Origin of the sequence: Caldinitratiruptor microaerophilus (assembly GCF_025999835.1) — a bacterium.
Taxonomy (GTDB): domain Bacteria; phylum Bacillota; class Sulfobacillia; order Symbiobacteriales; family ZC4RG38; genus Caldinitratiruptor; species Caldinitratiruptor microaerophilus.
Genome location: NZ_AP025628.1, coordinates 596,564 through 610,281 on the forward strand (window position 1 = coordinate 596,564; position 13,718 = coordinate 610,281).

Here is a 13,718-nt window from a genome sequence, read left to right on the forward strand (position 1 = left end):
ACCAGTCCCTTCCGTCACGGCGCCGTCACCAGTTCGGACACGGTGCCCGGCTGCAGGCCGCGGTCCCGCAGCGCCCGCAGGATCGCCGGCAGCGCCTCGGCCGACGTGGTGGCGAAGCCGCTCGCCTGGATCCGGATGACGTCTCCCGCCTGCAGGCGGGCCGTCACGCGCCGGGCGATCTCCCGTGGAGGCGGCGGGGGTGCCGTCATCTCGCCGGCGTCGACGCTCCACACGACGGTCTGCAGGCCGCTCCTTGCCGCCGCCTCCAGCACGGCCGGGTTCCAGCGCCCGCCGTACGGGCGGTAGAGCCGGGCCGGTCGCCCGAGGGTCCGGGCCAGCAGGCCCTGCGCGAACCGCAGCTCGGTCTCCAGTTCCTCTGGTTTGAGCGCCGTGGGGTCGGCCATGCGGAACCCCAGCGTGCCGACCTCGTGGCCGGCGGCGTCCAGGCGGCGCAGGAGGTCGGGGTAGTTGGCGGCCCAGTGGTGGCTGACGAAGAAGGTGGCGTGCACCTTCTCCGCGGCCAGGACCTCCAGGACCTCGAGCAGTTCGGCGTCGCTCCAGGTCACGTCGAAGGTCAGGGCCACCCGGTTGCCGGCGTTCTCGGCCCGGCGCAGAGGCCCTGTCCCGGTCAGGGCCGGATACGCGTTGGCCAGCCAGAGCCTCGCGGCCAACACCAGCGCGGCGAACCCCAGGACGACCCCCGTCCGGAGGAGGACGCCACGACGTGCCAGGAACACCATCCCCGGGACACCCCCGAGAAGGCGTATGCCCGGGTTGGCCGATCATGCGGGTGTCCGGGAAGGACGCCGCAAACATACCGTCTTGCCGGCGCCCTGCAGAGGCGGCTAGCCGGCGTCGGCCGTGTCCCGCAGCACGTCCTCGAGTTCCGCCAGTTCCTCCTCCGGGCGGCCGGTCTCGGCGAGGAACTGCTCGCGGGAGGCCTTCCGCCCGTTCAGCTCGTACGCGACCTGATCCCGCCGGTCGAGGTACACGACGGCCGCCCACTTCCCGCCGCCCGGGTAGGAGCGGACCCACGAGAAGGAGACCCGGCCGTCGTCGGGGAACCGCCAGCCGCGGTGGAGGAGCTCCAGGAGGCGCATGTGCTGCCGCTCCTCGGCCACCCGCAGCGCCTCCTCCATCGCCCGGAGGCGATCGACCGGCAGGCGGACGGCCGAAGCGAGGAAGCGGTCCCGGTCGACCTCCTGCCAGTTGACGAAGTACCGGTACCCCTCTCCGGGCCGGTGCCGGATCTCGAAGCGGTTCGTCTCGCCGAGGATCGGGTCCTCGCAGTACGCCCGGTACTCGCCGTCTTCGTAGCGGAACCCGGTACCCTGCTCTGCCAGGTAACGGAGAAGCCGGTAGAGGCTCAGATCTCGATCCATCGAACGTGCCTCCTGCTCCGCGTGCGCTGCAGCTTGGTCTCGATCCGCTCGAGCCGGTGCCGGAGCTCGGCAACCTCCGCCCGGACCGCGCCCGTGCCGAGCAGGGCCTGCCGCTGCTCCAGCACGGCCATCGCCCGGAGGGTCATTTCCCGGGCCGCCTCCAGGTTGCGCTCCCTGTGCTCATGATACTTGGCGAGCTCGACGTACGGCGTGACGCTGCGGGCCCCCTCGGCGATCATCGCCTCCCAGATGCGGCGGGCCTCGGCGTGGCTGCCGGCCCGCCGGTAGGCTGCGGCGAGCTCCCGCTGGCAGCGGGCCCGGGCCGGGCCTTCCAGGCCGCGCTGGAGCGCCTCCTCGAGGCAGGCCAACCCGGCGGCCAGTTCGCCCTGATCGAGCAGGAGGCGGCCGAGCGCATGGAGCTCGGACCCCGTGAGCGGGGAGCCGGCGGGAGCGGCACGGAGCGGGTCGGCCGCCGCCAGGCCGAGGTAGCCGGCGAGGGACGCCAGGCTGAGGACGTCGAGCCGGTTGTGCTCCAGGACGGGCGCCAGGGGCTCGGCCTCGCCGGTGCGGAGGTAGTGGAAGTAGAGGGAGGGGATGAGGAGCCCGGGGACGTCGCCGTGGCGGGTCTCGCCGAGGGCGTGGCGCTCCAGGTCGACCAGCCGGCAGCTTTCCGCCTGGTCCCGCCACAGCCGCCGGGCGGGGTAGAGGAGGTCGAGGTGCGGGACCTCGGGCACCGGCAGCCGCCCCAGGGTCAGCCGCGTGGTGAGGAGGGGCCAGTCGAAGCTCTTGCCGTTGAAGGTGACGACCGCGCGGGCGCCCTCCAGCTCGGCCAGCACGGCGTGCAGGAGCGCCGGCTCCTCGTCGTAGTCCGGGAGGAAGAACTGGCGGACCCGGAACCGCCCGCCGGCGAACCGCCCCACGCCCACGAGGAAGACGTGGGTGCCCGTGCCGCGTTCGAGGCTCGTCGTCTCCGTGTCGAGGAACACGACCTGCTCCGGGTCGAGGCTTTCCCACGCCGGCTGCCGGCCGAGCCTCGCCCAGCCCCTGCCCGGGACCCGGAGCAGGGCGCCGACCGGCACCGCCCCCCGCCGGTGGTCGGGCGGGAACGTGACCTCGACGCAGAGGGCCGTCCCGGCCGGGGTGGGGAAGGGGCGGGCGCGGAAGAGGTGAGCGGCCGCATCCCGCCGGGGGTGAGAACCCCGGCCGGCCGGTGAGGCCTGAGACGGCCGAGCATCCACCGGCGCCGCCTCCGCCGGTGTCGCACCCGCAGGCTTGGCACCCGCCGGCCGCATGAGCCGGAGCCGCTGCCTCAGGTCCACCGCTGCCCCCACCTCCCCGGGGCCGGCCGCCCCCGGATCACGACGCCGGGACCTCCGGGTGGGACAGGGCGAGTTCCAGCAGGCGCCGCGTCGCCTGCTTCCCGTGGCTCTCGGGCCCGACGCACGACGGGCAGCCGCTCTCGCACGGGCAGGCCTGGACCCGGTCGAGGGCGGCGCCGAGCAGGAGCGCGTGCAGGTCGTACGCCTTCTCCGCCAGGCCGATGCCGCCCGGGTACGCGTCGTACAGGAAGAGCGTGGGCCGGTCCGTGTACGGCGACTTGATCTGCGGCGCCGCCCGCAGGTCCCGGGCGTCGCACAGCAGGTAGGCCGGCGCCAGGCCCTCGAGGAGGTGGGCCAGCCCCACCAGGGCCGACTGCAGCTCGTCCGGCTCGAACCGGGCCGTCACCGCTTCCGGCAGGGTGAGCCAGTAGGCGGTCGTGTGCATCTCGTCCTCGGGCAGGTGGATCTCACCCCAGCCGACGTTCTCGTGGGTGTGCAGCTTGATCTTCTTGAATATGGTGGCCTTCGCCGCCGTCATGACCTCGCCGAACGCCTTGGTGAGGCCGAGCTCCTCCCGCTCCTTCAGCACGTCGAGCGGCCGCACCGTGACGGCCAGGTGGGCGTCGGTGTAGTAGTCGACGTCCACCGCGTGGACGTATGCCTTGCGCTCCTCCCAGGCCAGGCGGTCGACGTGGTACTGCTGCCCCTCGTGGATGTAGATGGCGTTCTCGTGCAGCATCGTCATGGCCGCCAGCCGGTCCATCTCGCCGATCACCCGGGGCTCCGGGCTGGTCGTGTCGACGATCACGAAGTTCTCGCTGGCCGCGCTGCGCAGGGAGATGTCCTCGGCCGGGAAGTTCTCGTTCATCCAGTGCCACTTGCCGCCGGCGTGGTGGAGGATCTTCTCCTCCTCCAGGTAGGCGAGGATCTCCGCGGTGCCGGCCGGGTCGAGTCCGAAGGCCTCGCCGTCGGCGAAGGGCAGCTCGAAGGCGGCGCACTTCAGGTGGCTCGTCAGGATGAAGAGGTTGTCCGGGTTGACGAGCCCGTGCTCGGGCGCCCGTCCGAAGAAGTAGTCGGGGTGGGTGACCATGTACTGGTCCAGGGGCGAGGACGAGGCGATCAGGATCGCCGCCGACGTCCCCTGCCGCCGCCCCGCCCGCCCCGCCTGCTGCCAGGCGGAGGCGATGGCCCCGGGGTAGCCGGCCATCACGGCCACCTCGAGCTGGCCGATGTCGATCCCGAGCTCGAGCGCGTTGGTCGACACGACGCCCAGCACCTCGCCGGACCGCAGCCCCTGCTCGATCGCCCGGCGCTGGGCCGGCAGGTACCCGCCTCGGTACCCACGGATGCGCTCGGCCCGCCGGGTGGTGAGCCCCGCCTTGCCCCGGGCCAGGTCCTCCTTCAGGTACGTCACGAGCACCTCCGTGGCCAGCCGGGTGCGGGCGAAGACGATGGTCTGGATGCCGTTCTGCAGGAACGTGCCGGCCACCCGCCGGGCCGCCTTCAGCACGGGCTCCCGGAGCCCGTCCCGGGTGACGACGGGCGGGTTGTAGAGGATGAAGTGCTTCTCGCCCCGGGGGGCGCCGCTCTGGTCGACCAGCTCCACCGGCCGCCCGGTGAGCCGCTCGGCGAGTTCCTTCGGGTTGGCGATGGTGGCCGAGGTGCAGATGTACACGGGGTTCGACCCGTAGAAGCGGCAGATCCGCTCCAGCCGCCGCAGCACGTTGGCGAGGTGGGAGCCGAAGACGCCACGGTAGGTATGCAGCTCGTCGATCACCACGAACTGGAGGTTCTCGAAGAGCCGCACCCAGCGGGTGTGGTGGGGGAGAATCCCCGTGTGGAGCATGTCCGGGTTGGTCATGACGACGTGGCCGGCCTGCCGGATGCGCGGGCGGAGGGTGTCCGGGGTGTCGCCGTCGTAGACGTAGGGCTCGATCGGGGCCCCCGCGGCCTCGACGAGTTCCCGCAGCCCGGCGAACTGATCCTGCGCCAGCGCCTTGGTCGGGAAGAGGTAGAGGGCGCGGGACGCCGGCCGCTCCAGGATGCGCTGGACCACCGGCAGGTTGTAGCAGAGGGTCTTGCCGGAGGCCGTGGGCGTGACCACCACCACGCTGCGGCCCGCCAGGGCGGCGGCGGCCGCCTCGGCCTGGTGGCTGTACAGGCGCTCCATCCCCCGGGCCCGCAGCGCCGCCACCAGGCGCGGGTCGAGTCCCTCCGGGAAGGGCGCGTACCGCGCCGGCTGGGCGGGCAGCACCTCCCAGCGGCTCACGTTCGCCATGAAGCCGGGGTCGGTCCGGAGGCGGTCCAGGAGCTGGGGCAGGTTCATGAGCGCACCTTCACCCCGTGCGGTACAATTGGTACTCGGAGCGCTGGAAGCTTCGACGGACGACGCGCGGGGGTGAGAACCATGGGAGAGCGGGACGGGTACGGATTCGACCTCCTCGCCTTCGGCCCCCACCCCGACGACGTGGAACTCGGCATGGGCGGCACCATCGCCCTGCACGCCGCCCGGGGTCACCGGGTGGCGATCTGCGACCTCACAGCCGGGGAGTTCGGCACGGGGGGCGACCGCCGCACGCGGGCCCGGGAGGCGGAGGAGGCCGCCCGCATCCTGGGGGTCGGGCTGCGGGTGAACCTCGGCCTGCCCGACCGGGGCCTCGTCTACGGCGCCGGCGGACGAGGGGCCGGCGGGGAGCAGGTGCGCCGGGCGGTGGAGGTGATCCGGCGCCTGCGGCCCCGGGTGGTGGCGCTGCCGTGGGGCGACGACCGCCACCCCGACCACGTGGCCGCCCACCACCTGCTGCGGGAGGCGGTCTTCACCGCGGCGCTCGCCAAGTACGAGACGGCCGAGCCGCCGCATCGCCCCCAGCAAATGGTTTTCTACTTCCTCAACGACGCCCCCGAACCCTCCTTCCTGGTTGACATAAGCGTGTTCTGGCAGAAAAAAAGCGAAAGCCTGTTCGCATACCGGTCGCAGTTCGAGAGGACCCCAGGCGGGCCCGAAACGCCCCTCAACGCGCCGCACGGCCTCCTGTACCGGATCGAGTCCCGGGACCGGTACTACGGCAGCCTCATCGGGGTCGGGTACGCCGAGGGTTTCCGGCTGCGGCAGCCGCCGGTGCTGGACGGCCTGCCCGGCCTGCACGGGCCGTCCGGCCAGGGCTAGCGGCCCCGGGGGCTGCGTGAGCACACGGCCCGGTGCGCCCGCACGGCCCGGCGCGGCCGGACGGCGCGCCGCAGGACTCCCCCGAAAGAAGGTCAGCCCCCGTGAAGATCGCGATCGTCTGCTACCCCACCGTCGGCGGCAGCGGCGTCGTGGCGACCGAGCTGGGCAAGCACCTCGCCCGCCGGGGCCACGAGGTGCACTTCATCAGCTCCGAGCCGCCGTTCCGGCTGCGGGGGTTCCGGCCGAACGTCGCGTTCCACCAGGTCGACACCCCGAGCTACTACCTGTTCAAGGACGCACCCTACCTCCTCAGCCTGGCCAACAAGATCGCGGAGGTCCACCGCCACGTCCACCTCGACGTGGTGCACGCGCATTACGCCATCCCCCACGCCACGGCGGCCTATCTCGCCCGGGAGATGACGGCACCCGACGGTCCCCGGGTCGTCACCACCCTCCACGGCACCGACATCACCCTCATGGGGCAGGAGCCCTCGTACGCCGGCAGCATCGCCTTCGCCATCGAGAAGTCGGACGGGGTGACGGCCGTCTCCGAGCACCTGCGCCGCCTGACGGTCGAGACGCTGGGGGTTCGCCGGCCGATCGTCCACATCCCGAACTTCCTCGACTGCGACGAGTTCCGCCCGGCCGCCCCGCCCGGCCTGCGGGAGCAGTACGCCCGGCCGGGGGAGCGGATCGTCGCCCACCTGTCGAACATGCGGCCGGTGAAGCGGGTCGACCGGGTCGTGGAGATCTTCGCGCGCATCGCCCGGGAGGTGCCGGCGCGCCTCCTCCTCATCGGCGACGGGCCCGAGTGCCCGAAGGCCTGGCAGCTCGTGCGGGAGAAGGGGCTCACGGAGCGGGTGTACTTCCTGGGCAACCAGGACGAGGTCGTGCCGCTTCTCAGCATCGCCGACGTCTTCCTGCTCCCGTCGATCCAGGAGAGCTTCGGCCTCGCCGCCCTGGAGGCGATGGCCTGCGGCACGCCGGTCGTGGCCAGCCGCATCGGCGGCCTGCCGGAAGTGGTGGGGGAGACGGGGTACCTGCTGCCGCCGGACGACGTCGACGGCATGGTCGCCGCCGCCCTGCGCATCCTGACCGACGCCGCCGAGCACGACCGCCTCGCCGCCAGCGCCGTCGTGCGGGTGCGGGAGCAGTTCTGCGCCGACCGGATCGTCCCGCGGTACGAGGCGTTCTACCGACAGGTGCTGGGGTAGGGTGGGTCCCGGCGGCCACCCGGGGGCCGGCGGTCCGGTGCGCCCGGCCCTGTGGCACAACCACGACGGGGTTCCGCCGTCGCCCGCATCCGGTGTTTGCCCGGAGAACACACCGGTGCCCGGCGAGGGCGTCCGGCGGGTCCTTCGTGCCCCCAACCGCGCATTTTGCAGGACTCATGCCGGGGGCTGCCGCACTGCCCGGCTGCGCCGCGCGCTTGACCGATCATATACGCGAAGCCGGGCTGGACGTGCTCGTGGCCCCGGCCGGCCCCGGCGGCGAGGTATCGAGGTATGAAGAGCCGGACGATGAGGCCTGATGGCCCGGGGACCCGCCCGGGCGCCGGGAGGTGAACCGGTGGCGAAGGCCGTGGCGACCGTGACCCTCAACCCCGCCCTCGACCGGACGGTCGAGGTGGAGGGGTTGCGTCTCGGCGGCACGAACCGGGTCGCCGCCGTGCGGGTCGACCCCGGCGGGAAGGGCCTGAACGTGGCTCGCGTGGCCCGCCGCCTGGGGCTGGAGGCCATCGCCCTCGGGCTCCTGGGTGAGGAGAACAGCCACCTCTTCCACCGCGTGCTGGCCTGGGAGGGCGTCGAAGACCGTCTGATCGAGGTGCCGGGGGAAACCCGGACCAACCTCAAGATCGTCGACCGCCTCTCCGGGCTCGAGACCGAGATCAACGAGGTCGGGTTCACGGTCACGCCGGAGCACCTCGAGCGGCTCCGGGAGGTGCTCGAACAGGTCCTGGACCGGACCGGCGCGCTGGTGGTGACCGGCAGCCTCCCGCCCGGCGCCCCGGCGGACACGTACGCCCGCCACATCCGGCTAGCACGGGCGGCGGGCGTCCTCACCGTCCTGGACGCTTCCGGTGACGCCCTGCGACAGGGGCTCCGGGCCGCCCCGGACGCGGTCAAGCCGAACCGGGCCGAGCTGGAAGAGGCCGCCGGCCGGCCGCTGTCCGATCTCGGCGCCGTCTACCGGGCAGCTTCGGACCTGCTCACGAGCGGGCCCGGGTGGGTTCTGGTCTCGCTGGGGGCCGAGGGCGCCGTGCTCGTGACCCCGGAGGGAGCGTGGCGGGGCACGGTCCCGGACGTGCCCATCCGCAGCACGGTGGGCGCCGGCGACTCGATGGTGGCCGCGCTCGTGCACGGCCTCCTTCACGGCATGGACCCGCCCGGGATCCTGCGCCGGGCCCTGGCCGCCGGGGTGGCGACGGCGACCCTGCCGGGCACCGAGCTGTGCACGGCGGAGGCGGTCGACGAGATGGCACGGGCGATCACGGTCCATCCGTGTGAGCCGGAGCGCGTCGGGGAGGACGACTGAGATGGAGTTGGCGCTGGGCGAGCTGCTGGACGAGCGTCTCATCACGCTCGACCTGCAGGCCACCGAACGGGAGGGCGCGATCCGGGAGCTGGCCGGGCTCATCGACCGGGCCGGGAAGCTGGCCGACCGGGACGAGTACGTGAACGCCGTGCTGGCGCGCGAGGCGCTCGGCAGCACCGGCGTGGGCCACGGCGTGGCCATCCCGCACGGCAAGAGCCCCGCCGTCCGGGAGGCGGCCGTGGCCTTCGGGCGTTCCCGGACAGGGGTCGACTTCGCGGCGCCGGACGGCCGGCCCGCCGACCTGGTGTTCCTGATCGCCGCGCCCGAGGGCGCACACGACCTGCACCTGAAGGCCCTCGCGCACCTGGCACGGCGCCTGGTGCACGACGAGGTCCGCGAGGCGCTGCGGCAGGCGGGTTCCGCGCACGAGGTGGTGCGGGTGCTCGCGCAGGCGTAAGGTCCCCGGTCTCGTAGCGGTTGGAAGCCCCTCACGCAGGAGGTGGACGACATGCCACGCAAGGTGGTGGCCGTGACGGCGTGCCCGACGGGCATCGCCCACACGTACATGGCCGCCGAGGCCCTTGAGAAGGCGGCCCGGGAGAGGGGGATCGAGATCCGGGTCGAGACCCGTGGGTCCGTCGGCGTGGAGAACCCCCTGACGCCCGAGGAGATCGAGGCGGCGGACGCCGTGATCGTGGCCGCCGACGCCAAGGTCGCATGACGCCCCCGCTGGGCCTCGCCCTGGCGACCTGGCTGGCGCCCCGGAAGTTCACCCAGGAGGAGCGGGAGGCCGGCAAGGCGGCCGCGGTGCTCGGGATCTCGTTCATCACCGAGGGCGCCATCCCGTTCGCGGCAGCCGACCCCCTGCGGGTCATCCCGTCGATCATGGCCGGCTCCGCCGTCACCGCGGCGCTCTCCATGGCGTTCGGGGCGACCCTCCGTGCGCCCCACGGCGGGATCTTCGTCCTGCCGATCCCCGGCGTGGTCGGGAACCTCGGGCTCTACGCCCTCAGCATCCTCGCCGGCACGCTGATCACGGCGGGGGCCGTGATCGCCCTGAAGCCGGAGCTTGCCCCGGCCGCGCGGCCGGCCGGGCGCGTGCCGGCCGGAGCGCACTGACGCGGCCCGCGCCGCCGGGGCCGAGCCGGTGCTTTTGGAGGCGCAGGGTTCCGCCCGGCGTGACGGCGTTCTGCCATTTGGGTGATGAGACAATCGGTGTGGGGTCAAGCATCTGCGTTGTGTGGCACCGATTGTCTCACCACCCCTTCGCGCCGTCCGGCATGCCGGAACAGCAAGTCTCCGGTCGACCACAAACCGATGTTATGTCAAACCGAAACCGCCCCGGACACCCGACCGGCCACCTGCTGGGGCCCGGTGAGGCAATCCGTGACACACAACCGGTTTCGTTGACTCGCACATCTTGACTCTTGGAGGGGGCCATTTCCAGTCGGCCCGGACGGCACCTGCGCCGCGTCGAACCGGCCGGAGAGCGAAGCCGGCGACCCGGGCGGCGGCGCGGCCGCGCGACGCACCGCCCGGCCCGGAAGGCGTAGGGGCGGCGCGCAGAGAAAACGCTTCCGGGGGGGTGCCGCCAGCCGATGCGTCCCGTCAAGATCGTCCACTGCGCGGACGTGCACCTCGACGCGAGCTTCGCCGGCGCCGGGCTCACGAACACGGCGGCGAAGCTCCGGGCGGAGGAGCTCAAGGACGCCTTCGCCCGCATCGTCGGCCTCGTCCGGTCCGAGGAGGCCGGCCTCTTCCTCATCGCCGGGGATCTCTTCGAGCACGAGTACGTGCGCAAGTCCACCGTGCAGTTCGTGATCGACCGCATCGCCCGGCAGATCCCGGACGTCCCGGTCTTCATCGCCCCGGGCAACCATGACCCCTACCGGCCCGACTCCTACTACGCCACCCTCACCTGGCCCCCCAACGTGACGATCTTCGGCCCCCGCTGGGAGCGGGTGCACCTGCCGCAGCTCGGCGTCACCGTCCACGGCTGGGGCTTCGACCGGGAGCACGTGGCCGAGCGCCGGCTGGCCGAGCTCCGCATCGACCCGGAGGAAGCCGCGCGGGCGATCCAGATCGTGGTCCTCCACGGCTCCGACGAGCGCGTCCCCGCCGAGGAGGACGTGTACCTGCCCCTGAGCGCGGCGGAGTGCCAGGCCACGGGCGCCGACTACATCGCCCTGGGCCACTTCCACGGCCACCACGTCGTCGCCACGCGGCCGGGGGCCGCCGGCCCCCTCGCCGCCTACCCGGGCAGCCCGGAGAGCCTGTCCTTCGGCCAGAGCCGGCCGCACGGCGTCCTGGTGGGGACGGTCGGCAGGGAAGGCAACGACCTGCGGCTCGTCGCCGTGGGACAGCGGGAGCACCTCACCGCCGAGGTCGACGTCACCGGCGCCGCCACCCTCGAGGACGTCCTGGCCCGCGTCGAGGCCGCCATCCCGGCCGCGGACCGCGCCCGGCACCTGTACCGGGTCACCCTCACCGGCGAGGTCGACCCCGACCTGGACGCCGACCCGGCGGTCATCGAGGCCCGGCTGGCGGATCGCTTCTACTCCCTCACTGTCCGCGACCGCACCGCCCCGGCCCTCGACCTCCAGGCCCTGGCCGCCGAGAACTCGCTGCGCGGCCACTTCGTCCGGGAGGTCCTCGCCCGGCTGGAGGGCGCCGCGGCCGGCGAGGCGGAGGAGCTCCGCCTGGCCCTCCGCTACGGCCTGCAGGCGCTCGCGGAGAGGAGGTAGGCCCGGTGCGCCTGGACGAGCTCCGCCTCATCGCCTTCGGCCGCTTCCGGGACCGGGTCCTGCGCCTGGGGCCCGGCCTGAACGTCGTCTACGGCCCCAACGAGGCCGGCAAGTCGACCCTCGTCCACTTCATCCAGGCGATGCTCTACGGCTTCGCCCGGCCGGACCTCAAGGTCCGCCGCCTTCTCCCCGAGCACGCGCGCTACCGCCCCTGGGCCGCCGGCGGCTACCGGGGCGCCCTCGTCCTCACCCTGGACGGCGGCCGGCAGCTGCGCGTCGAGCGCGACTTCGCCCGCCACCAGGCCCGGGTGTACGACAACGTGACCGGCGAGGCGCTCCCGTTCCCCACCGACACCCGGGGCGAGCCCCTGATCGGCGAGACCCTCCTCGGCCTCTCCCGGGCCGAGTTCACCAGCACGGTGTGCATCGGCCAGCTCCAGACCGCCCGGATCGACCCGGCCGACGCCGAGGCGCTCGCCGCCCGCATGGCCGCCCTCCAGGCGACCGGGCGGGAGGACGAGTCCGCCGCCCGGGCCCTGGCGCACCTGGAGGCCCGGGAGCGCGAGATCGGGTCGGAGCGGGCGCGCAAGAGCCCCCTCGGCGCCGCCCTGGCCGAGCTCGAGGCCGTGCGGGCGGAGGTCGACCGCGTCCGCCGCGCCCGGACTGAGAACCTGGGGCGGGAGGCGGAGCTCCGCCGGCTCCAGGCCGACCTGGCGAAGGTGCAGGCCGAGGAGGCCCGCGTCGGCGCCGCCATCGCTGCCGCGCGGGCGCGCGCCCTGGAGGAGCGCCTCGGGCGCCTCCTCGCCGCCGCCGGCCAGGCCGAGGCCGCCGCCGCCGAGGCCGCCCGCCTCCGGGAGGAGCTGGCACCCCTTGCCCCCCTGGCGCAGGTCGACCCCGGCGAGGCCGAGCGCGTCCCCGCCTACTTCGAGGCGTACGTGGCCGCCCGGGCCCGTGAGGCCGAGGTGGCCGCGACGTTGCGCCGCCAGACCGAGGAGGTCGCCCGCCTGGAGGGGGAACTCCGGAACCTCGGACTGCCCGACGACGCCGCCGGCCTGGAGGCCCGGCTCGACGGCCTCCAGGCCGACGTCGACCGACTCCAGGCCCAGGTCGCCGCCCGGGAGGCTGCCGCCGCGGCCCGCCCCGGTGCGGCCGCCCCTTCCCGCGCTCTTTTCTGGATCCTCGCTGCCGTCACGGCCGTCGCCGCCGTGGTCCTCGCCCTCCGGTTCTCCCCCTGGGCGCTTGCCCTGCTGCTGGTCCCGGCGGCCCTCGCCTGGCTGGCCCTCCGCGCACCGTCGCCGCCCCCCGCCCCCGATCTGCCCGGCCTGCGGGACGAGCTCGAGACCCGCCGCCGGGAGCTGCAGGACCTCCTCCGGCAGCACGGGTGTGCCAGCGCCGGCGAGCTGAAGGGCCGCCTGCGCCAGGCGGCCGCCCTGCGGGCGCAGCTCGACGCCGCCCGGGCGGCCCTCGACCGCCTCCGCCCGGCCCCGGCCGGCCCCGTCACCCCCGACCCGCTCGACCGCCTCCTCGCCCCGCTCCGCATCGCCGCCGAGTGCAGCCCCGCCCTGGCCGGCGCCGTCCGCGCCGGCCCGCCGACCCGCGCCGCGGTCGACGCCTTCGTCCGGCTCTGGACGGCCTACCGGGAGGCAGACCGGCGCCTGGCGGACGCCGAATCCGCGCTCGAGCGGGCCTGGGAGCGGGCGGAGGCCGAAGCCGCCGACCTTGCCGCTGCCGGCCACGAGTGGGCGGCTGCCCTCGCCGGGGCCTGCTCGGCGCGCGACCCTGCCCGGCTGCGCGAGGCGGTGGCCGCCGCCCGAGCGGCCCTGCCGCCGGCCGCCCCCGGCGACGGCGGCGGGGAGCCGGCGCCCGACCCCCGCGCCCTACCCGACCTCGAGGCGCGGCGGGCGGCGCTCCAGGAGCGGGTCCGCTCCCTGACCGCCTCCCTCAGCGAGCTGCAGGGGATGATCCGCAAGGCGTACGAGGACCTGCCCGACCTCGCCGAGCTCGAGCGCCGCCAGGAGGAACTGGCCGGGCAGGTAGAGTCGCTGGAGCGCCACCGCCGCGCGGTCGCCCGCGCCCGGGACATCCTCTCCGAGGTGGCCGGGCGGATGCACCGGGACTTCGCCCCCCGCCTCGCCGCTCGGGTCGGGCCGATCATCGAGGTCGTGACCGGCGGCCGCTACCGGGACGTGCGGGTGGGCGAGGGGCTGGCGCTCACGACCGAGGTGCCGGAGACGGGGGAGCTGAGGCCCGCGGGCGACCTCAGCTCCGGTACCCTCGACCAGTTCTACTTCGCCCTGCGGCTGGGCGCCGCCCTCGAGCTCACCGCCGGCGGCGAGACGCCCCCGGTGATCTGCGACGACTCGCTGGTGCAGTACGACGACGACCGGGCCGCCGGCGCCATCCGGTACCTCGCCGACCTGGCCCGGGGGCACCAGGTCGTCCTGCTCACCTGCCACCGGGCGCACGTCGAGGTGGCACGGGACCTCGGGGCGCAGGTGGTCGACATGACCGAGGGGGCGCACCGGGCCGGCTGAACCTGGGGCGACCCCGGGGCGGCTGAGCCCGCCGCCGG

11 protein-coding genes and 1 pseudogene are annotated in these 13,718 nt (G+C 74.2%); 8 read left to right on the forward strand and 4 right to left on the reverse strand.

Annotated features, from left to right (window positions below; all coding sequences use genetic code 11):
• Nucleotides 1–14: 14 nt before the first annotated feature.
• The 4 genes from caldi_RS02840 to caldi_RS02855 all read right to left on the reverse strand — a co-directional run bounded on the left by caldi_RS02840 (nt 15) and on the right by caldi_RS02855 (nt 5,027).
• Complete coding sequence (locus caldi_RS02840) at nt 15–740, reverse strand: polysaccharide deacetylase family protein (protein WP_264843604.1); 726 nt, start codon at nt 738–740, stop codon at nt 15–17.
• 105 nt (nt 741–845) lie between these two features.
• Complete coding sequence (locus caldi_RS02845) at nt 846–1,382, reverse strand: hypothetical protein (protein ID WP_264843605.1); 537 nt, start codon at nt 1,380–1,382, stop codon at nt 846–848.
• A complete protein-coding gene (locus caldi_RS02850; RefSeq protein WP_264843606.1) occupies nt 1,367–2,701 on the reverse strand; it encodes a ribonuclease H-like domain-containing protein in 1,335 nt (444 codons plus the stop codon). Before caldi_RS02850 ends, caldi_RS02845 begins: the two co-directional genes overlap by 16 nt.
• 37 nt (nt 2,702–2,738) lie before the next feature.
• Nucleotides 2,739–5,027 (reverse strand): DEAD/DEAH box helicase, encoded by a 2,289-nt coding sequence (locus caldi_RS02855; RefSeq protein WP_264843607.1) that lies wholly within the window; start codon nt 5,025–5,027, stop codon nt 2,739–2,741.
• An 81-nt stretch (nt 5,028–5,108) separates the two neighbouring features.
• Between caldi_RS02855 and bshB1 the strand changes: the two genes are divergently transcribed.
• From bshB1 to caldi_RS02895, 8 genes and pseudogenes are all read left to right on the forward strand, one after another.
• Nucleotides 5,109–5,867, forward strand: a complete 759-nt coding sequence (gene bshB1 / locus caldi_RS02860; RefSeq protein ID WP_264843608.1) for a bacillithiol biosynthesis deacetylase BshB1 — start codon at nt 5,109–5,111, stop codon at nt 5,865–5,867.
• Between the two features lie 101 nt (nt 5,868–5,968).
• Nucleotides 5,969–7,081, forward strand: a complete 1,113-nt coding sequence (bshA, locus tag caldi_RS02865) for an N-acetyl-alpha-D-glucosaminyl L-malate synthase BshA (RefSeq protein ID WP_264843609.1) — start codon at nt 5,969–5,971, stop codon at nt 7,079–7,081.
• A 355-nt stretch (nt 7,082–7,436) separates the two neighbouring features.
• Complete coding sequence (pfkB, locus tag caldi_RS02870; protein ID WP_264843610.1) at nt 7,437–8,402, forward strand: 1-phosphofructokinase; 966 nt, start codon at nt 7,437–7,439, stop codon at nt 8,400–8,402.
• A gap of 1 nt (nt 8,403) precedes the next feature.
• Nucleotides 8,404–8,859, forward strand: a complete 456-nt coding sequence (locus caldi_RS02875; protein ID WP_264843611.1) for a PTS sugar transporter subunit IIA — start codon at nt 8,404–8,406, stop codon at nt 8,857–8,859.
• A 108-nt stretch (nt 8,860–8,967) separates the two neighbouring features.
• On the forward strand, nt 8,968–9,123 hold the full coding sequence (locus caldi_RS02880) for a PTS sugar transporter subunit IIB (RefSeq protein WP_264844716.1): 156 nt from the start codon (nt 8,968–8,970) through the stop codon (nt 9,121–9,123).
• Nucleotides 9,120–9,521: pseudogene (locus tag caldi_RS02885) on the forward strand (hypothetical protein); the annotation flags it as partial. The gene caldi_RS02880 and the pseudogene caldi_RS02885, both read left to right, overlap by 4 nt.
• 479 nt (nt 9,522–10,000) lie before the next feature.
• Nucleotides 10,001–11,146, forward strand: coding sequence for a metallophosphoesterase family protein (locus tag caldi_RS02890; RefSeq protein WP_264843612.1), 1,146 nt, complete (start codon nt 10,001–10,003; stop codon nt 11,144–11,146).
• 5 nt (nt 11,147–11,151) lie between these two features.
• Nucleotides 11,152–13,680, forward strand: coding sequence for an ATP-binding protein (locus caldi_RS02895; protein WP_264843613.1), 2,529 nt, complete (start codon nt 11,152–11,154; stop codon nt 13,678–13,680).
• Nucleotides 13,681–13,718: the final 38 nt, after the last annotated feature.